The sequence below is a fragment of the Leisingera sp. G5_S3_59_S7 genome (assembly GCF_054968485.1).
In genome coordinates this window covers 1-18938 of the sequence record NZ_JBQKUH010000058.1, presented here as the reverse complement: position 1 = coordinate 18938, position 18938 = coordinate 1, and the positions used below count along the sequence as shown (strand labels likewise).

Sequence of the window (18938 nt, the reverse complement as noted above, 5' to 3'; positions counted from 1 at the left end):
TGCCAAGTCACGTTCCGGTCATTTGCCGCTCATCGCCCTGTGTTTGCGGCAAATTTGCCGGAGGCTTCACCGCCCGGCGCATTTGCGCCCCTTGCGTGCAGGGCGGCTGCGCGTCATGGTGGGGGGAGGCAGCAGAAAGACGGAAATTCATGGATCTGACTGGCAAGCTCTTGATTGCAATGCCTGGAATTGGCGACCCCCGGTTCGAGCACGCGGTGGTATTCCTGTGCTCGCACGGCGAGGAGGGGGCGATGGGGCTCATCGTCAACAAGCCCGCCGACGGCGTGGCGCTGGGCGATTTGCTGGAGCAGCTGGACATGGGCGGCGAAGGCAGTGCTGCGGCGGCTTTGCCGGTGCGCTTTGGCGGCCCGGTGGAGACCCAGCGCGGCTTCGTGCTGCACACGCCGGATTACGAATCGGATGTCAGCTCGCTGAAGGTTCCGGGCGGCTTTTCGATGACCGCGACGCTGGACATCCTGGAGGATATCGCCGGCGGCGAAGGTCCGAAGGACCTGCTGGTGCTGCTGGGTTATGCCGGCTGGGGGCCGGGCCAGCTGGAATCGGAGATTGCGATGAACGGCTGGCTGACCGCAGAGGCGAGCCCCGAGCTGGTCTTTGGCCTTGCCGATGACAGCAAATGGGAAGCTGCGCTGAAGACACTGGGCGTCGATCCGCTTACGCTTTCGGCCAGCGCAGGCCACGCCTGACACGGGCGGCTGGAGAGGCCGCTGTGTCCCGGGCAGAGGAGCGCTCCCGCCCTTTTCCGGTCATTATTGATGGGGTTCAAAGGGGCGGGGAGGTTTTTTGAATTACTGCAGGCCGGCTGCTGGACCCTGCCGCTCAATCCCGCGGTGCGGAGGCGCGGCGGAGGCGGTCGTTGATGGCTTCGCCCAGCCCGCGCTCCGGGATCGGCGCCACGGCGATCGGCTTGCCGAGCGCGTCCAGCTTGTGCAGGTGGCCAAAGAGATTGGCCGCTGCCTCAGCCAGGTCGCCGCGCTCTGACAGGTTCAGGTCGCACGCGCCGGGCCCGAAGCCGAGGTAGAGTTCACCCTCTGCGGGGCCCGAAGCGTTCAGCCGCACAGGTGCGCCGGGGGCGTAGTGCGACAGCAGCTGGCCGGGCGCGGTCAGCGGGTCGTGCACATTGCGCACCGCCAGCTTTTGGCCCAGCACCGCCTCGATCTCCTCTGCCGCCAGGCCGCCGGGGCGCAGCAGAACCGGCTCCGGCCCTGCCAGGCCGATAATCGTCGACTCCAGCCCGACCCCGCAGGCGCCATCGTCCAGAATGGCGGCGATGCGCCCGTCCAGCCCTGCTTTCACATGCGCGGCAGTGGTCGGGCTGATCTTGCCGGAAGGGTTGGCAGAGGGGGCCGCCACCGGTCCGTCCAGCGCCCTGAGCAGCGCCTGGCCGGCCGGGTGCGCAGGCACCCGCACGCCCATGGTGTCCAGACCGGCCGTCACGAGCGGCGAAATCCCGTGGCCCTTGCGCAGCGGCAGCACCAGCGTCAGCGGGCCGGGCCAGAACGCCTGCGCCAGCGTCTCTGCCGTTTCGGTCCACACCACATAGCGCTGCGCGGCCTCCGCCGAATGCACATGCGCAATCAGCGGGTTGAAGGACGGCCGCCCCTTCGCCTCATAGATCGCTGCCACCGCTTCGCCCTGGCGCGCGTCGGCGCCAAGCCCGTAGACCGTTTCGGTCGGGAACGAGACCAGCTTGCCCTCCCGCAAAAGCTGCGCGGCGCGGGCAATGCCCGCTTCCGTTGCGGCAAGGATTTCGGTGCTTTGCTGGGGCATTCCGGGTGACGCGGCGTTTTGGTTGATTGAAACAGGCGTCCGATTAGGTAATCGGTCAAGCCACTGACCATAATAGGCCCGTGCCGGGAAGCCAAGACTGCCCGCGCCAGGACGCCCCCGAAAGACTGTCAAAGGACGCCCATGACCTTCCGTGCCCCCGTTTCCGAGTACGAGTTTCTGCTGAACAATGTTGTCGGCTATGGAGATGTTTCCGCCACAGACCGCTTTGCCGAGGCCCCCTCGGACGTGGTCAGCGCCATCCTCAACGAGGCGGGCAAGATGTGCGACGAGGTGCTGGCGCCCCTGCAGCGCAACGGCGACCTGACACCTGCCTACCTGGAGAACGGCGTGCTGCGGACCTCTCCCGGGTTTGCTGACGGGTTCAAAGCCATCTCCGAGGGCGGCTGGATCGGCATGAGCGCGCCGGAGGAATACGGCGGCATGGCGCTGCCGCTGACGGTTGCCACCGCGGTCAACGAGATGATGGCAGGTGCCTGCCTGTCACTGCAGCTGGCGCCGCTGATGAGCCAGGGCCAGATCGAGGCGCTGGAGCACCACGCCTCGGACGCGATCAAGGAGCTGTACCTGCCCAAGCTGATCTCGGGCGAGTGGTCGGGCACCATGAACCTGACCGAACCGCAGGCCGGTTCCGACGTGGGCGCGCTCAGCTCCAAGGCGGAGTCGAACGGCGATGGCACCTATGCGGTCACCGGCCAGAAAATCTTCATCTCCTGGGGCGACAATGATTTCTGCGAAAACGTCTGCCACCTGGTGCTGGCGCGGCTGCCGGACGGGGTGCCGGGAACCAAGGGCATCTCGCTGTTCCTGGTGCCGAAATTCCTGCCGGACGCTGATGGCAAACCTGGCAAGGCCAACGACCTGAAGGTCGTCAGCCTGGAGCACAAGATGGGCCTGCACGGCTCTCCCACCTGCGTGATGCAGTATGACGGCGCCACCGGCTGGCTGGTTGGCGAGGAGCACGGCGGCATGGCAGCCATGTTCACCATGATGAACAACGCCCGTCTCGGCGTGGGCGGGCAGGGCGTCGGCGCCGGAGAGGGCGCCTATCAGCACGCGCTGGCGTATGCGCTGGAACGCAAGCAGGGCAAGACCGCCAGCGGCTCCATCGTGGATCATGCCGACGTGCGGCGGATGCTGATGGAGATGAAGGCGGATCTTTTTGCCTCCCGCGCAATCCTGCTGGCCTGTGCCCAGGCGATCGACATGCAGACCGCGACGGGCGAGAAAGACTGGGCGGCCCGCGCGGCCTTCCTGACGCCGATTGCCAAGGCCTTTGGCACCGACACCGGCATCCGGATCTCAGAAACCGGGGTGCAGGTGCATGGCGGCATGGGCTTCATCGAGGAATCCGGCGCCGCGCAGTACTACCGCGATGTGCGGGTGACGGCGATCTACGAAGGCACCAACGGCATCCAGTCGATGGACCTGGTAGCGCGCAAGATGATGGACGGCGGCGAGACCGCCTTTGCCCTTATCGACGAGATCGAGGAGCGGGCGGAACGCGCCCGGGCGACCCATCCGAACATGGCCGAATCCGTGTGGCAGGCCTGCGAATCCCTGCGCGAGGCCACCGAGTGGCTGGTTGCGCAAGAGGACATTCAGGACCGCTTTGCCGGCGCCGTGCCGTATCTGCGCGCCTTTGCCCGGGTGCTGGGCGGCCATTACCACCTGGCCGCGGCGATGGCGGATCAGGGCGGCCCGCGCGAAAAGCTGGCGCGTTTCTACATCACCCGGATGCTGCCGGAACATGCCTCGCTTCTGGCGCATGCGCAGGCCGGGGCAGGGGGCACCTTCGCTCTCAGCCTTGATGAGCTGGCAGGCTGACGCCGTGGCCGATATTCCCGACGTTTCGCCCCGCACCCCGTGGCAGGAGCCGCCTGCGCAGGGCGAAGCGATCGAGGTGGCCGACGGCGTCTTGTGGATGCGCCAGCCGCTGCCAATGAAGCTGGACCACGTCAACATCTACGCGCTGGATGACGGCGACGGCTGGACGGTGATCGACACCGGCTTCAACACCCGCAAAAGCCGGGCGATCTGGGACAGCCTGATGGCGGGCCCCTTGCAGGGCAAGCCGGTGCGGCGCGTTGTGGGCACCCACCATCACCCCGATCACATCGGCCTGGCCGGCTGGTTCCAGAGCCAGCACGGCGCTGAGCTGGTCACCACCCGCACCGCTTGGCTGTTTGCCCGGATGCTGACGCTGGACGTGCAGGAGGTCTGGCCGGAAGAAACCTTGGCCTATTACCGCAGTGCGGGCATGGCGCAGGAGATTTATGAAAAACGGGTCAATGACCGGCCCTTCAACTTTGCCGACACAGTGCATCCGATGCCGCTGGGCTTCACCCGGATCAAGCAGGGTGACGTGATCCGCATGGGCGGGCGCGACTGGGACGTGCACACCGGCAACGGCCACGCGCCGGAGCACGCAACCTTCTGGAGCCGCGATGACAACCTGGTGATCACCGGCGATCAGATCCTGTCGACCATCAGCCCCAATATCGGCGTCTACGCGACAGAGCCGATGGCCGATCCGCTGGGGGAGTGGCTGGAGGCCTGCGAGCGGCTGTCGAAGCTGGCGCGCCCGGATCACCTGGCCTTGGGCGGCCACAAGCTGCCGTTCACCCGCCTGCCGCTCCGGATGCAGCAGCTGATCGGCAATCACCACGGCGCGCTGGACCGGCTGATGGACCACTTGTCAGAGCCGCGCACCGCCGCCGATTGCTTTGCCCCCCTGTTCAAGCGCACAATCGGCGAAGGCGAGTACGGGCTTGCACTGGTCGAGGCCGTGGCCCATGTAAATCATCTGTACCACACCGGCCAGGTGACGCGCTGGGAGCGCGAAGACGGCGCCTGGCTCTATCAGCGCAAGGGGTGACGCACCCCGGACAAGGGGGAACCATGACCGACGAGATTTCAACCAGCGCCGAAGCTGCAGAAGCCGCGGTGCTGCCGTGCGTGCATGAGGTCCACTCTGACCCGGATGCTTGTGCCGGGCTGACCGAGGTGCCGGAAAAACTGCAGAAGCCGGACGCCGCCAAAAGCCCGGCGCGCTGGGCCTATGAGCGCCTGATCCTGTATATCCAGAACTTCGAGAAGCAGCTGGATGCCGAACACGAGGTGGCGATGGGCTTTGCCGGCGGCAACGCCGGGGTGCTGCGAATCGAGGGCATGGGCTATTTCGACCCCGACATCATCACTTTCTACGGCAGCGAGGGCAGCGGCTCCAGAACCCAGCTGGTGCAGCATGTCAGCCAGCTGAACGTGATGCTGCGCGCGGTGCCCAAGGCGCGCCAGGAGGCGCCCGCCAACCGGATCGGCTTCCGCCTGGCGTCCGACCTGCAGCAGGATTGAGGCCCGCGCCCAGGGGCCGATTCGGCGCCGGACCAGGACACAGCGCAGCAGCGGCCCGGATTGCCGCTGCGGCAGCAGCTTTCGCGCCTCATTTCTGTCAGATGCGCCCGATTGACGTGGTGACAGAGCGGCGCAAATCCAGTAATCACCGGAAAAATGCACGTGAATTGAGGGAAAACTCACATGGCTGAACATCAGCACGGCACCATGGACACCACCGTTCAGGAAAAGACCTATTCCGGCTTCCTGACCTTTGTGACCCGCTTCAGCATCGCGCTGGTCATCTTTGCCATTTTCCTGGCGATTTTCGCGTCCTGATTTTCTGAACGGGGATTTCCTTGATGCGCAATCTGCTCTGCCTTGGCGCGGTCCTGGCCGCGCTTGCGGGTTGCGCTGCGCCGCAGCAGCCCAACGCGGATGCTGAAACCCTGGCCCGGGTGGCCTACCGCCACCCCGGACCGCCTGCGCTGACCCTGTACACAATGATCAACAACCGCACCGGGCGGGGCGGCCACACGTCGCTGATGATCAATGCGTCCGAGCGGGTGATTTTTGATCCCGCAGGCTCGTTTTATGCCTCCGTGGTGCCGGAGCGGGACGATGTCATCCACGGCATCACACCCGCTGTGGAGAAGGCATACCGCGGCGCCCACGCCCGCAGCACCTATCACGTCGTTGTTCAGCGTATCGAGGTCACTCCGCAACAGGCGCAGAAAGCCTACCAGCTTGCTAAAAGCAACGGCCGGGTGCCGGGTGCTTTCTGTGCTCAGGCGACCATTGGCATCCTGCAGCAGGTCCCGGGGTTCGAAAGCCTGGACCGCACCTTCTACCCGGAAAAACTGGCAGAGCAGTTCGGCCAGCTGCCGGGTGTGGTGACAGAGCGCTATTACGAAAACGACAGTGGCGATTTGCAGGCGGGCCTCGCCAAAAGCGACGCCGCGCTCAGCGCCGCTTCAGAGTGATCGCTTTCCCTGGCGCGCAGCGCTAGGCGGCAAGATACAACAGCAGCAGCGACAGCCCGCCGGTGCCCAGGCCAATCAGCACGTTTCTGGTCAGGTAGCCCGCGGCAAAGGTCGCGGCCGCGGCGGCAAAATGCATCAGGCTGGGTTCTCCCCCGGACGGGGCCGGCCAGACCACCAGCGGCGCCACCAGCGCCGGAATGACCGCGACCGCCGTATAGCGCAGATGCCGCATCAGCCACTCCGGGATCGCGCGCCCGCCCATGAAGCCGATAAAGGCAAACCGCAAGGCGTAGCTGCCAAGCGCCAGTCCGATGATCACTACCCACAAAAGCGGTGCCGGAATACTGCTCATTTCGCGCCCTCCGTCTTGGCGTTCTTCCGCGCCAGCCACAACTCTGCCTGGGCGCCTGCCACCATGCCCGCAATGCCGGCCACGATCAGACCCAGGTTATAAGGCAGGGCAGCCGCCGGCAGCGAGGTGGCCACAGCCACGAAACAGGCCGCCACATGCGCAGGCGTACGCAGCATCGGCCCGATCATCGCCAGAAACGCCAGCGGCAGCACGAAATCCACGCCCCAGCTCTCGGGAATGCGGGTGCCGACCAGCGCGCCAAGCGCGGTGGCGATCACCCAGGCCGGGGTGATGATCGCATTGGTGCCAAAGAAGTACGCCACCCGCTGCGGCAGAGGCATGTCCGGTTCGGTCTCGAACTGCACGATCGACAGCGCATAGGATTGATCGACGATGAAATAGGCCGCTATCGCCCGCTGCCACATCGGTGCGCCGCCCAGGTACGGCGTCAGCGAAGCTGAATACATCGCCATCCGCAGGTTCACCGCCAGCGCCGAGATCAGGATGATGATCAGCGGCGCATTCTCCTGCATCAGCTGCAGCGCGGTGAATTGGGCGGCGCCAGCAAAGACCGTCAGCGAAAACGCAAAGGCCTCCGGAACGATCAGCCCGGCCTCTGCCGCCAGCACCCCGAACAGAAAGCCGAAGGGCGAGGCCATGAAGAGAAAGGGCGCGCTGTCGCGAAACCCCTTCCAGAAGGCCGATTTGGTGGTGGTGATTGCCATCTGCGCGTCCTAGATTGCGTTGAACCGGCCTAAGCCGGACGCAGAAGGAAAGCAATTGGTGAGTATGGATATCACGGCAGAATATCTGATCGCCCCCGGTGTCTCCGACCCGCGGCTGACACGCGCGGTCACCGGTGTCGACCAGAATGGCGAGGCCAGCGAGATTGCTGTGGTGGAGGAGCGCCCGCTGACCATCTTCCTGAATTCGCAGGAAATTGTCACCGCGATGACCATCGGCGACTACCCGGAATACCTGGCGCTTGGCTTTTTGCGCAATCAGCGGATGCTGCGTGACGAGGATGAAGTCACCCGTGTCGATTATGACGAGGATCTGGAAACCGTGGTGGTGCGCACCGCGGTGGAAACCAGTCACGAGGAAAAGCTGAAGAAGAAGACCCGCACCTCCGGCTGCGCGGTCGGCACCGTTTTTGGCGACATGATGGAGGGACTGGAGGACGTGCGCCTGCCCGAGGCCGAGGTCCGCACCTCCTGGCTCTATGCGCTGGCCCACAAGATCAACCGCACGCCCTCGCTGTACTTGGAGGCCGGCGCCATCCACGGCACCGTGCTTTGCCATCAGGACCGCCCGCTAGTCTACATGGAGGACGTGGGCCGCCACAACGCGGTGGACAAGATCGCCGGCTGGATGCTGTCAGAGCAGGCCGGGGCCGCAGACAAGATCCTCTATACCACCGGGCGGCTGACCTCCGAGATGGTGATCAAAACCGCGATGATGGGCATCCCGGTGCTGGCGTCCCGTTCAGGCTTCACCGCTTGGGGCGTGGAGATTGCGCGCGAGGTCGGCCTTACCCTGATCGGCCGGATGCGCGGCCAGCGGTTCATCTGCCTCTCGGGCGAGGAACGGCTGGTGCGCGACATGGATCCCAAGGACGCGCCGGCGGAAGACAAGAAGCACCGGCGGAAGAGTGCCGGATAATGGCTGGAGTATTGAACGCTAAGGGCGGTGCCCGTCCGCGGGCGGAAGCGAAGCGCCCGCCCATGGGGGCGGACGGGCGCTTCCCGGCGTGCTGCCGGGCGGAACAGAAGGATTTGGAGGGATATCATGTCTAGCGCTCCTCTCGGCGTAATCCTCGCAGGCGGCCTTGCGACCCGGATGGGCGGCGGCGACAAGGGGCGGCTTGAGGTCGGCGGCCAGAGCCTCCTCTCCCGCGTGATTGACCGGCTGGCACCGCAGGTTGCGGGCCTGGCGCTCAACGCCAATGGCGACCCTGACCGGTTCGCTGATCTGGGCCTGCCGGTCATTGCCGACTCGATTGAAGGCTTTGCTGGTCCGCTGGCAGGCGTACTGGCAGGCCTTGATTGGGCGGCAGAGCAGGGCGCGGATACCATCGTCACCGCCGCCGCCGACACGCCCTTCTTTCCGCAGGACCTAGTGGCCCGGCTGACCGCAGCAGCCGAAGGCATGGATCAGCCGCTGGTCCTCGCCACCACTCCGCGCACCGGCGATGAAGCGCTGAAATCCGGCGGGCGGAGCAAAGTGAACCGGCACCCGGCCTTCGGCCTTTGGCCCGTCGCTCTGCGCGAAGACCTGCGCGCCGCACTGCAGGGTGGCTTGCGCAAAGTGGTGCTCTGGACCGACCAGCATAATGGCCGCGAGGCGCTGTTTGAGGCTGATCCTTTTGATCCCTTCTTTAACATCAACACGCCTGAGGATCTGGCCAAGGCCGAGGCGCTCTTGAAATGAAGATCTATGGCGTCACCGGCTGGAAGAACAACGGCAAGACCGGGCTGATGGAGCGGTTGGTGGCGGAGTTCTGTGCCCGCGGCTTCACTGTCTCAACCATCAAACACGCCCACCACGCAACGGACGTGGACCAGCCCGGCACCGACAGCTTTCGCCACCGCCAGGCCGGCGCGTCCGAGGTGGTGCTGGCTTCTGCAGGCCGCGTGGCAATTATGCAGGAACTGCGCGGCGCGGCTGAGCCGCCGCTGGCAGACCTTCTGGCCCGCCTCAATCCCGTGGATCTGGTGCTGGTGGAAGGCTACAAGCGCGATCCCCACCCCAAGATCGAAGCGTACCGGCAGGCAGCAGGCACGGATCTGATCGCTCCGCAGGATCCCAGCATCCGGGCCGTTGCCAGCGACACCGCGCTGGAGCTGGACCGCCCGGTGTTCGATCTGGACGGCACAGCGGCGATTGCGGATTTCATCCAGGCGGAACTGGACCTGTGACCCCCTTTGACACCGTTCTGGCCGTCGACTGGTCCGCCGCCAAGCGCAAGCCCCAGCGGCCAAGCAAGGACGCAATCTGGCTGGGCGTGGCGCGCGGCGGCACCGCGGAAGTGCAAATTTACTGCCGCAGCCGGCAGGAGGCGGAGGCCTGGATCAGCAGCTTTCTGGAGCAAGAGCAAGCCGCGGGGCGGCGGGTGCTGGCGGTGTTCGACTTTCCATTTGGCTATCCGCGCGGATTTGCGCGCCGGGTCACCGGGTCGGACGATCCATTTGCCCTGTGGCAGTGGCTGGAAGAGCGTATTGAAGACTCTGATGACGGCAGCAACAACCGGTTTGAGGTGGCCTCGGAAATGAACCGGCTGTTTGCCGGCGCCGGCCCGTTCTGGGGCAAGCCGGATCAGACGCGTTGGCCGGACATTCCTTACCGCAAGGCCGGGATAAACTATGAGGACGTGGCGGAACGGCGCAGTGCGGATCTGGCGGCCAAGGCGGCCTCCTCCTGTTTCCAGCTGTTCTTCAATCCGACCGTTGGCAGCCAGGTCCTGATGGGGCTGCCGGTTCTGCAACGGCTGCGGCGCCGGCACGAGGCAGCGGTCTGGCCGTTCGATAAGGTTGCTGCTGCGCAAATTGTGTTTGCAGAAGTTTGGCCAGGATTGATCGAATCCGCGGTAAAGGCCGCCATGGCTCTTGCCGGCCCGGAAGAAATCCGCGACCGGGTGCAGATGCGGCTGTTGTCGCAAGCGCTCAGCCGCCTGCCCGCGGAGGAGCTGTCAGAAATGCTGGCCGCAGTGCCTGAGGAAGCGCAAGAGGAGGCTTGGATTTTGGGCACGGGACACGATGACCGCTTGAACGCGCTGGCCCTGGATGAGCCGGGCGGGCTGGCACCGCCGCCGCTCAGCAACGACTGTTTTGCCTTGCCTGCGGGTGTCGACTGGACTCCGGTGGATGACGCGCTGGCCTTGCTTAGGGACAGACTGGGACCGGTCACCGGGATTGAGACGGTCCCGCTGGCGGATGCTCTGGGCCGGGTGCTGGCAGAGGATGCGGTGGCCAAACGCTCTAACCCGCCGCTGCCGAACACGGCGGTGGATGGCTATGGGTTTGCAGGTGGCCGGGCAGAGGGGCCGCATGTGCTGCCTCTGGTGGACGGTCGTGCCGCAGCCGGTGTTCCCTATGCCGGTGCGGTGCCACCCGGCAGTGCCATCCGGGTGCTGACCGGCGCCGCGCTGCCCGACGGCGTCGATACGGTGATCCTGGAGGAAGACGTCAACACCGACGGGACCCGGATTGCCTTCAACGGCCCGCTGAAACAGGGCGCGAACACCCGCAAGGCAGGCGAGGACGTTTCCGCAGGCGAAGTTATCCTGCCCGCAGGCCGGGTTATCACGCCTGCCGATCTGGCGCTGGCCTCGGCCACCGGGCTGGCGGAGCTTACAGTGCGGCTGCCGCTGCGGGTGGGCGTGCTCTCCACTGGCGATGAACTGGTCGAACCCGGGGAGGCCGCAGGCAAGGGGCAGATTTTCGATGCCAACCGGCCTATGCTGCTGGCGCTGATCCGGCAGCTGGGTTTTGTGCCGGTGGATCTTGGTAGAGCTGCAGACGACCGTGCCGCGCTGCGCGCGCATCTTGATGGCGCTGCGGCGCAAACGGATGTGATCCTGACCTCGGGCGGCGCCTCTGCCGGGGACGAGGATCACATGTCGGCGCTGCTGCGTGAAGCAGGTGCCATGCAGGAATGGCGCATTGCGCTGAAGCCGGGCCGCCCGCTGGCGCTGGGTATGTGGCAGGGCACGCCGGTCTTCGGACTGCCGGGCAATCCGGTGGCGGCACTTGTCTGCACGCTGATCTTTGCCCGCCCCGCCATGGGTCTGATGGCAGGCGCAGGCTGGCAGGCGCCGCAGGCATTCGAGGTCCCCGCCGCCTTTGAGAAGCGCAAGAAACCGGGCCGCCGCGAATACCTGCGGGCGCGGATGCGGGACGGCAAGGCGGAAGTGTTCAAGTCCGAAGGTTCCGGTCGTATCAGCGGGCTGAGCTGGGCCGAAGGGCTGGTGGAACTCGGCGATGGCGCCGCAGACATCAAACCCGGCGATCCGGTCCGCTTCATCCCTTACGGCAGCTTTTCGATGTAAGCGGAGCACTCCCGCCCGCAGCCTGGCGCATCACTGATGCTTGCCCGCCGTTGGGCCGGGCGCCGCGCTGGCGCACGGCGCGCTGCCGCCCGCGGCTTTTTTCTGAACTGAATAAACCGATTGCCGGAGGCAAAGGCCCGTCGGGGCTGCTCCGTCAGTCGAAAGTCCCGGCCACCCGGCCCAGCAGCATGAAGGCGCGCGCGGTGCGGGTGTTGCCGAGCGCGGAAATCTCGCCATCGGTCGCGTCCGTTTCAAATTCCGCAAACATCTGGTCGAACCGGCGCAGGAAATGATGCGCGGCGTCGCGGAAGATCGGGTCCTGCTTCATCCGTGCCGCGGTCAGCGCCAGCGAGGTGCGGTCGCGCACGCCGCCAAGCGCCGCCACCGCGCGGCCGCGGGCGCCCTGGCCGAACTGGCGCCAGATCTCGGGGCGGGCCATGTCCGGCCGCAAGTCATCCATGTAGATGCCGTCCTGGCTGAGCAGCGTCAGCACATCCTGCGCCGCCTGGATCACCTGCGCCGCCTTGCGGTCGCGCAGCGCCGCGCGCAGGGCGGCAAAGCCGTCTTCATCCTCGGCGGTTTCCGGGAAGTTCAGGGCGCGGATGAACTGTTCCGCGGGCAGCGGCGGCGCGGTGTCCTCGGCCTGGGTGCCAAGCGCCAGCGAGCCTTGCCCGGCGGCGGTCATCTCGGCGGCCTCGGCGGGGATTGCCGGGCGCACCGGATTGGCGCGGCGGCTGGTGTGGAAGGTGGCCAGCGCGGTCTCAGTCTTGCGGGTCGCCTCGGCGATTTCCTCCAGCCGCTTGGCCATCGACGGCTCCGCCACCGCGGCATGCTGCTGGGCCTGGGCCAGATAGGTCTGCCGCAGCCCGTCGATGGCGGCCTGCAGCTGTTCGCTTTCCTCCCGCATCACCCGGGCCGAGCGCGCGGCAGAGGCCGCAACCCACAGCATCGCCAGCGGCAGCACCACCGCCAGCAAGCCGGTGATCAGATCGGTCCATTGCGACAGGCCCGCGCCTTCCGGAGCAAAGACGTAGAACGCAACTGCCGCTAGCAGCCACAGCGCCCCCAGCCCGATGGCCACCAGCTCGGCCCCGCCCAGCCCGTTGCCCGCGGGCGCCTCAAGGCTGCGCAGCGGACGTCCGCCTGCGGAGGTCGGGCTGGAGCCCGGGCTGTTGCTGGAGCCTGTCATGGCCATTCACCGCCTTGCAGATCAGGAATAGACGATCTTGAGAATCTCATAGGAGCGTTCGCCGCCGGGCGTGCGAACTTCGACACTGTCGCCTTCGTCCTTGCCGATCAGGGCGCGCGCGATGGGCGATTTGATATTCAGCAGGCCAGCTTCGATGTTGGCCTCATGCTCGCCGACGATCTGCCAGGTCTTTTCCTCGTCGGTGTCCTCGTCAACCACGGTCACCTTGGCGCCGAACTTGATCGCACCGTTCAGCTTGGCCGGGTTGATCACATCGGCCAGCGACAGGATGCCTTCCAGCTCTTTGATGCGGCCCTCGATGAAGGACTGTTTTTCGCGTGCCGAGTGGTATTCGGCGTTTTCCGACAGGTCGCCCAGCTCGCGCGCTTCGGCGATCGCCTGGATGATGGCCGGGCGTTCGACGGATTTCAGGTTCTTCAGTTCGCTTTCCAGCGCGGCGTGACCCGCCGGGGTCATCGGGATCTTTTCCATGTGGTTGGTCCAGGTCGCTCTATTGTTTTGTTCTTGTCACTACGAAAGCCGGAGCCCCGCAGCATAAGCCGCGGGGCGTCCGGTCCGGTTGACGAATACCTGACCCAATCCTGTGCCCGATTTCAAGTGGGCGCGGGGGCTGCCGGCGTGCAAATCCGCCTAACCGCGTGCTTTGGCCGGCTTTTCCACAGGAATGCGCAAGAAAACGCCATGCGCGGGCAGCCGGGGAAGCCCCGCTTGCCAGAGGATGTCAATCATATTGCACCGCCTCGTATTCGATGCCGTTTTCATCGTGGAAATAGAACCGGCGGCCCGGTTCATAGTCGCCGTGGTTCATCGGCGTGAACCCGGCCGCCTTCACGGCGGCCTCGGTGGCGTCCAGATCATCGACGATCACCGCCAAGTGGTTCAGCCCGCCCACGATGCGATAGCTTTCGGGCGCTTTGCCGGCCGGGGTGCGCGGGGTGTAGAGCGCCAGATAGCTGGTCTCCTCGCCCACATGCACGGAGTAGCCGCCATTCTTGGCCTCGCCCTGCCAGCGCACATGCCAGCCGAATACCTTTTCCATCCAGGCTGCTGTGCCATGGGGGTCCACGACGGTGACATTTGCATGTTCCAGTACTGCGCTCATCGGAATTCTCCTTTTTGCCTGAGCAAACCTGTTGATGCGACTCACCGTAATTCCTAAACCTAACTTTAGCTCAAGAGATTTCTTCAGGGAGTTTGCCATGCCCGCATCCGCCGGCATTTCCATCGGGTACCTGGCCGAGCGCACCGGTCTTGCGGTGTCCGCCATCCGCTACTACGAGGCGCAAGGCCTGGTGGAACCCTGGCGCAATGCAGGCGGCCAGCGGCGGTTTCACCGGGCCGACATCCGTCGGCTCAGCTTTGTCATGATCGCCCAGCAGTTCGGTTTTTCCCTGCCGGAAATCCGCGGCTTCCTCAAAAGCCTGCCGGGCAGCCGCACCCCCACCAAAGCGGACTGGGCGCGCATTTCGGACACCTTCCGCAGCCACCTGGACCAGCGAATCGAAACCCTGGTGAAATTGCGCGACAATTTGGACAGCTGCATAGGCTGCGGCTGCCTGTCGCTTCCGAATTGCAAACTTTACAACCCCGAAGACCGGGCGGCACAGAAGGGGCAGGGACCCCGTTACCTGATGGGAGACCGGCCCGAGACAGAGGCTGAGGCGGAAAATGGAGCTTGAGTGACGAAAATGGACGCACTTATTGTCTCAGTTGCCTGTTTTACAGGGGCCTGACGCAGAGTTTGGATTGACCAGCAGGGCTGGCAACCGCTAAGCAGCCGCGACACAAAATTGCGCCCGGTGGGGCCGGTAGCGAATAGAAAGCCAAGGAGCGCCGCAGATGGCCGAGATTGAACGCGAAGCGATGGAATACGACGTGGTGATCGTCGGGGCCGGCCCTGCCGGTCTGTCCGCGGCCATCCGCCTGAAACAGCTGGACGCCGACCTGCAGGTCGTGGTCCTGGAAAAGGGCTCCGAAGTGGGCGCGCACATCCTGTCGGGCGCGGTGCTGGACCCCTGCGGCCTGAACGCGCTGATCCCCGACTGGAAGGAAAAAGGCGCGCCGCTGAATGTGGAAGTCAAGGAAGACAACTTCTACATGCTGGGCGAAGCCGGCCATGTCCGCATCCCCAACTTCCCGATGCCGCCGCTGATGAATAACCACGGCAACTACATCGTCTCCATGGGCAACGTCTGCCGCTGGATGGCAGAGCAGGCCGAGGAAATGGGCGTCGAGATCTTCCCGGGCATGGCGTGCTCGGAACTGGTCTATGGCGATAAAGGCGAAGTGAAGGGCGTGGTTGCCGGCGAATTCGGCAAGAACCCCGACGGCACCCCCGGCCCGGCCTATGAACCCGGCATGGAGCTGCACGGCAAATACGTCTTCCTGGGCGAAGGCGTGCGCGGTTCGCTGTCCAAGGAAGTGATCGCCAAGTTCGGCCTGTCTGACGGCAAGGAGCCGCAGAAATACGGCGTCGGCATGAAAGAGATCTGGGAGATCGACCCGGCTAAGCACAAGGAAGGCACCGTCACCCACACCATGGGCTGGCCGCTGGGTTCCAACGCTGGCGGCGGGTCGTTCATCTACCACCTGGACAACAACCAGGTTTACGTGGGCTTCGTGGTGCACCTGAACTACAAGAACCCGCACCTGTTCCCCTACATGGAATTCCAGCGCTTCAAGCACCACCCGGTGGTGGCTGAGCTGCTGAAGGGCGGCAAGCGCGTGGCCTACGGCGCCCGTGCGATTACCGAGGGCGGCTGGCAGTCGATGCCGAAACTGGTGGCGCCGGGCGTGGCGCTCTTGGGCTGCTCCGCGGGCATGGTCAACGTGCCGCGCATTAAGGGCAACCACAATGCGATGCTGTCGGGCAAAGCCGCGGCCGAAGCCGCTTACGAGGCGATCAAGGCAGAGCGGTCCGGCGACGAGCTGGCGGCTTATGAAACCGACGTGCGCGACGGCGCCATCGGCAAGGACCTCAAGATGGTCCGCAACGTCAAGCCGATGTGGTCCAAGTGGGGCCTCACCGCCTCGCTGGCACTGGGCGGCCTGGACATGTGGACCAACAACCTGCTGGGCTTCTCCTTCTTCGGCACCCTTGGCCACGGCAAGAACGACGCCGAGGCGACCGAGGAAGCCTCCAAGCACAAGCCCATCGACTATCCCAAGCCCGATGGCGTGCTGTCCTTCGACCGCCTGACCAACGTCAGCTTCTCGATGACCAACCACGAGGAAAGCCAGCCCTGCCATCTGCGCCTGGGTAATGAAGACACCCCGGTCCGGGTCAACCTGCCGAAATTCGCCGAACCGGCGCAGCGCTATTGCCCGGCCGGTGTCTACGAAGTGGTGGAAAAAGACGGCCAGCCGGAGTTCGTGATCAACTTCCAAAACTGCGTCCACTGCAAGACCTGCGACATCAAGGACCCGTCCCAGAACATCACCTGGACCACCCCCCAGGGCGGTGACGGCCCGAACTACCCCAACATGTAACGGGAAGTTTAAATTTTCGGCGCGCTTTCGCCGGATTTTATGGGGCGGCCCTTGGGCCGCCCCATTGCGTGTTGACGGGCGCCGCACTACCCTTTCTTAGAAGAGCAAGAGCAGTAAATCGTAAGGGGGTCCCCGCGTGCCCGTATCCATTCTTCGCAGCTTGACCTGTGCGGCCCTGATGGCCGCCGCCGCCCCCGCCGTGCAGGCAGAGGGGCTGGCCGGATCCTACCTGGCCGGACGCGCCGCGACCTATGACAGCGATTTTGCCGCTGCGGCGCTGTATTACACCCAGGCGCTGGCACGTGACCCGCAGAACCCGCTGCTGATGGAAAACGTGGTCTTCGCCCAGCTCGCCATGGGCAAGGCGGAACTCGCCGTGCCGGTCGCCGAACGCCTGCGCCAGACTGGCGCGCGCAGCCAGGTGGCCAGTATCGTTATTGCCGGCGGCCATGCGGCCGACGGGAATTTCCAAGCGCTGCTGGACCGCGATCTTGAACGGGAGGCGATCCACCCGCTGGTCGACGGGCTGCTGGAAGGCTGGGCGCATATCGGCACCGGCTCGGTGTCCAGCGCGCTCAAGACGTTTGACCGGATGGCCAAGGACAGCAGCCTGAAGCCGTTTGTGCTCTATCACCGGGCGCTGGCGCTGGCCTCTGCCGGCGATTACGGCGGTGCGGAGGAGCTTTTTGCCGCCGAGGACGGACGCTTGGCCAGCCTCAGCCGCCGTGCCGCGGTGGCGCGGGTCCAGATCCTGTCGCAGCTGGGCCGCAACGAGGAAGCCCGCGAGACGCTGCAGGCAGCCTTTGGCAGCCGCCTCGACCCAGGGCTGGAAGTGCTGGATGCGCAGCTGCAGGACGGTGAAACCCTTGCTTATACCATTGCACCTGGCCCGCGCGAGGGGATTGCCGAGGTCTTCTTTACCCTGGGGGCGGCGCTGAACGGCGATACTGCCAATGACTACGTGCTGATGTACGCCCGCATGGCGGCCTCGCTGCGCCCGGACCATGTGGACGCCATCCTGCTCAGCGCCAGCCTGCTGGACCAGCTGGGCCGCTATGAGCTGTCGGTGGCGACCTACAAGCAGGTGCCGCGCAGCCATCCGGATTACCACGCCGCCGAGCTGGGCCGCGCCGAGGCGCTGCGCCGCGCCGCCAAGCCGGATGCGGCGATCGAAGTGCTGGAACAGCTGACACGTGAATTTCCGGACCAGCCCGGCGTGTATGTCAGCCTCGGCGACCTCCTGCGCCAGCAGGAGGACTATGCCGCGGCAGCCCGGGCCTATGACAAGGCTTTGGCCAACTCGCCGGAGGACTCCGGCAGCCGCTGGTTCCTGCTTTACGCCCGCGGCATCTGCCATGAGCGGCTGAACCAGTGGGAGCAGGCCGAAGCGGACTTCCGCGCCTCCCTGGCGCTGGAGCCGGACCGGCCGCAGGTGCTGAACTACCTGGGCTATTCGCTGGTGGAGAAGAGCAGCAAGCTGGATGAGGCGCTGAGCATGATCGAGCGCGCCGTCGCGGCGCGGCCGGATTCCGGCTATATCGTCGATTCTCTTGGCTGGGTGCTGTACCGCATGGGCCGCTTTGACGAGGCGGTGGCGCATATGGAGCGCGCGGTGGAGCTGATGCCGGTGGATCCGGTGGTTAATGACCACTTGGGCGACGTGTACTGGGCCGTGGGCCGTGCGCGTGAGGCGGAGTTCCAGTGGAAGCGCGCACTCTCCTTCATCGACCCGGAAGACACTGACGGCGAGGCGGACCCCGATCGCATCCGCCGCAAGCTGGACATCGGCCTGGACGCGGTGCTGGCCGAAGAGGGCGCGAAACCCCTGAAGGTCGCCAATGGCGGCTGAGGTCTTTGCGCCCGCCAAGATCAACCTGACCCTGCATGTGACCGGCCGCCGGGACGACGGCTATCACCTGCTGGATTCCCTGGTGGTATTTGCGGACACCGGCGACCGGCTGCTGCTGGAGCCCGGCCCGGAGATGGCGCTGGAGGTCTACGGCCTGTTTGCGGACGGGGTGCCCGCGGATCAGCGCAACCTGGTTTGGAAGGCCGCCTCCGGGGCGGGCTGGACCGGGCGCATCAGCCTGGACAAGCAATTGCCCCATGGCGCCGGCATCGGCGGCGGCTCCTCCGACGCCGCCGCTGTCCTGCGCGCGCTGGCCGGGCAGGGCGCCGGCATCCCCCAAGACCTGCCACTGTCGCTTGGCGCCGATGTGCCGGTCTGCATGGCGGCCCGCGCGTCCCGGATGCAGGGCATCGGCGAGCAGGTCACGCCGGCCGAACTGCCGGAGCTGAACGCGCTGCTGGTCAATCCGGGCGTGCATGTGCCGACAGGCACGGTCTTCTCCGCGCTGGCCGCGCGCGACAACCCGCCGATGCCGGAGGGCATTCCTTCCTTCACCTCCGCCGGGGATTGCGCTGCCTGGCTCGCAGAACAGCGCAACGATCTGGAAGCCCCGGCGATCACCGCCGCGCCGGACATCGGGCGGGTCCTTTCAGATCTGCGCAGCTCCCGCCAGGCTTTGCTCGCCCGCATGTCGGGGTCAGGCGCCACCTGTTTTGCGCTCTACCCCACGAAAAAGGCCGCCCACATGGCGGCCTATGAGGTTGGGGCAGAGCATCCCGGTTGGTGGTGCAGCGCCGTCACGTTGACCTGATCCGCAGCCCCGCAAACAGGGATCTCCCGCCCGCGGGACAGCGCATCAAAGATGC

The 18938-nt window shown here is 65.6% G+C and carries 20 protein-coding genes; 14 read left to right on the top strand and 6 right to left on the bottom strand.

The features are described 5' to 3' along the window. Nucleotides 1–149 precede the first annotated feature (149 nt). Entirely contained in the window at nt 150–707 is a 558-nt protein-coding gene (locus ACTRWG_RS19080) for a YqgE/AlgH family protein (protein WP_259958464.1), read from the top strand. A gap of 133 nt (nt 708–840) precedes the next feature. On the opposite strand, the gene ACTRWG_RS19075 is transcribed toward ACTRWG_RS19080, so the two are convergent. Then, nucleotides 841–1791, bottom strand: a complete 951-nt coding sequence (locus tag ACTRWG_RS19075; RefSeq protein ID WP_462829794.1) for an L-threonylcarbamoyladenylate synthase — start codon at nt 1789–1791, stop codon at nt 841–843. Between the two features lie 141 nt (nt 1792–1932). Here ACTRWG_RS19075 and ACTRWG_RS19070 point away from each other — a divergent pair, with 141 nt between their 5' ends. The 5 genes from ACTRWG_RS19070 (at nt 1933) to ACTRWG_RS19050 (ending at nt 6125) form a co-directional block, all read left to right on the top strand. After that, nucleotides 1933–3636 carry an acyl-CoA dehydrogenase gene (locus ACTRWG_RS19070; protein ID WP_462829793.1) on the top strand — a complete coding sequence of 568 codons (1704 nt, stop codon included), beginning with the start codon at nt 1933–1935 and terminating at the stop codon, nt 3634–3636. Continuing rightward, nucleotides 3620–4687: an MBL fold metallo-hydrolase gene (locus ACTRWG_RS19065; protein WP_462829792.1), complete on the top strand. Its 1068-nt coding sequence runs from the start codon at nt 3620–3622 to the stop codon at nt 4685–4687. The genes ACTRWG_RS19070 and ACTRWG_RS19065 overlap by 17 nt, the downstream gene beginning before the upstream one ends. A gap of 23 nt (nt 4688–4710) precedes the next feature. Then, entirely contained in the window at nt 4711–5163 is a 453-nt protein-coding gene (locus ACTRWG_RS19060) for a DUF6173 family protein (protein WP_027235159.1), read from the top strand. A 183-nt stretch (nt 5164–5346) separates the two neighbouring features. Continuing rightward, nucleotides 5347–5481: an aa3-type cytochrome c oxidase subunit IV gene (locus ACTRWG_RS19055; RefSeq protein WP_027235158.1), complete on the top strand. Its 135-nt coding sequence runs from the start codon at nt 5347–5349 to the stop codon at nt 5479–5481. A 23-nt stretch (nt 5482–5504) separates the two neighbouring features. Further along, the gene (locus tag ACTRWG_RS19050; protein WP_027235157.1) at nt 5505–6125 is read left to right on the top strand and encodes a hypothetical protein; all 621 of its coding nucleotides are present in this window, start codon (nt 5505–5507) and stop codon (nt 6123–6125) included. Nucleotides 6126–6147: 22 nt separating this feature from the next. On the opposite strand, the gene ACTRWG_RS19045 is transcribed toward ACTRWG_RS19050, so the two are convergent. Together ACTRWG_RS19045 and ACTRWG_RS19040 are read right to left on the bottom strand one after the other, a co-directional pair. Then, on the bottom strand, nt 6148–6477 hold the full coding sequence (locus ACTRWG_RS19045; protein ID WP_027235156.1) for an AzlD domain-containing protein: 330 nt from the start codon (nt 6475–6477) through the stop codon (nt 6148–6150). Continuing rightward, nucleotides 6474–7202, bottom strand: a complete 729-nt coding sequence (locus tag ACTRWG_RS19040) for an AzlC family ABC transporter permease (protein ID WP_027235155.1) — start codon at nt 7200–7202, stop codon at nt 6474–6476. The genes ACTRWG_RS19045 and ACTRWG_RS19040 overlap by 4 nt, the downstream gene beginning before the upstream one ends. 64 nt (nt 7203–7266) lie before the next feature. On the opposite strand from ACTRWG_RS19040, the gene ACTRWG_RS19035 reads away from it, so the two are divergent. From ACTRWG_RS19035 to ACTRWG_RS19020, 4 genes are all read left to right on the top strand, one after another. Beyond that, a complete protein-coding gene (locus tag ACTRWG_RS19035) occupies nt 7267–8139 on the top strand; it encodes a formate dehydrogenase accessory sulfurtransferase FdhD (protein ID WP_036797208.1) in 873 nt (290 codons plus the stop codon). Between the two features lie 126 nt (nt 8140–8265). After that, the gene (gene mobA / locus ACTRWG_RS19030; protein WP_036797206.1) at nt 8266–8907 is read left to right on the top strand and encodes a molybdenum cofactor guanylyltransferase MobA; all 642 of its coding nucleotides are present in this window, start codon (nt 8266–8268) and stop codon (nt 8905–8907) included. Then, nucleotides 8904–9395, top strand: a complete 492-nt coding sequence (gene mobB, locus ACTRWG_RS19025) for a molybdopterin-guanine dinucleotide biosynthesis protein B (protein ID WP_027235152.1) — start codon at nt 8904–8906, stop codon at nt 9393–9395. The genes mobA and mobB overlap by 4 nt, the downstream gene beginning before the upstream one ends. Further along, entirely contained in the window at nt 9392–11524 is a 2133-nt protein-coding gene (locus tag ACTRWG_RS19020) for a molybdopterin-binding protein (protein WP_027235151.1), read from the top strand. Before mobB ends, ACTRWG_RS19020 begins: the two co-directional genes overlap by 4 nt. A gap of 154 nt (nt 11525–11678) precedes the next feature. Here the strand turns inward: ACTRWG_RS19020 and ACTRWG_RS19015 are convergent, their stop codons facing one another. The 3 genes from ACTRWG_RS19015 to ACTRWG_RS19005 all read right to left on the bottom strand — a co-directional run bounded on the left by ACTRWG_RS19015 (nt 11679) and on the right by ACTRWG_RS19005 (nt 13836). After that, nucleotides 11679–12713, bottom strand: coding sequence for a hypothetical protein (locus ACTRWG_RS19015; protein ID WP_027235150.1), 1035 nt, complete (start codon nt 12711–12713; stop codon nt 11679–11681). Between the two features lie 21 nt (nt 12714–12734). Next, nucleotides 12735–13205, bottom strand: a complete 471-nt coding sequence (gene greA, locus ACTRWG_RS19010) for a transcription elongation factor GreA (protein WP_027235149.1) — start codon at nt 13203–13205, stop codon at nt 12735–12737. 250 nt (nt 13206–13455) lie between these two features. Further along, nucleotides 13456–13836 carry a VOC family protein gene (locus ACTRWG_RS19005; RefSeq protein WP_462829791.1) on the bottom strand — a complete coding sequence of 127 codons (381 nt, stop codon included), beginning with the start codon at nt 13834–13836 and terminating at the stop codon, nt 13456–13458. A 97-nt stretch (nt 13837–13933) separates the two neighbouring features. Here ACTRWG_RS19005 and soxR point away from each other — a divergent pair, with 97 nt between their 5' ends. From soxR to ACTRWG_RS18985, 4 genes are all read left to right on the top strand, one after another. Beyond that, nucleotides 13934–14413, top strand: coding sequence for a redox-sensitive transcriptional activator SoxR (soxR, locus tag ACTRWG_RS19000; RefSeq protein WP_027235147.1), 480 nt, complete (start codon nt 13934–13936; stop codon nt 14411–14413). Between the two features lie 160 nt (nt 14414–14573). Continuing rightward, nucleotides 14574–16223: an electron transfer flavoprotein-ubiquinone oxidoreductase gene (locus tag ACTRWG_RS18995; RefSeq protein WP_027235146.1), complete on the top strand. Its 1650-nt coding sequence runs from the start codon at nt 14574–14576 to the stop codon at nt 16221–16223. 136 nt (nt 16224–16359) lie between these two features. Then, on the top strand, nt 16360–18072 hold the full coding sequence (locus tag ACTRWG_RS18990) for a tetratricopeptide repeat protein (RefSeq protein ID WP_027235145.1): 1713 nt from the start codon (nt 16360–16362) through the stop codon (nt 18070–18072). Then, nucleotides 18062–18883 carry a 4-(cytidine 5'-diphospho)-2-C-methyl-D-erythritol kinase gene (locus tag ACTRWG_RS18985; protein WP_027235144.1) on the top strand — a complete coding sequence of 274 codons (822 nt, stop codon included), beginning with the start codon at nt 18062–18064 and terminating at the stop codon, nt 18881–18883. Before ACTRWG_RS18990 ends, ACTRWG_RS18985 begins: the two co-directional genes overlap by 11 nt. Nucleotides 18884–18938: the final 55 nt, after the last annotated feature.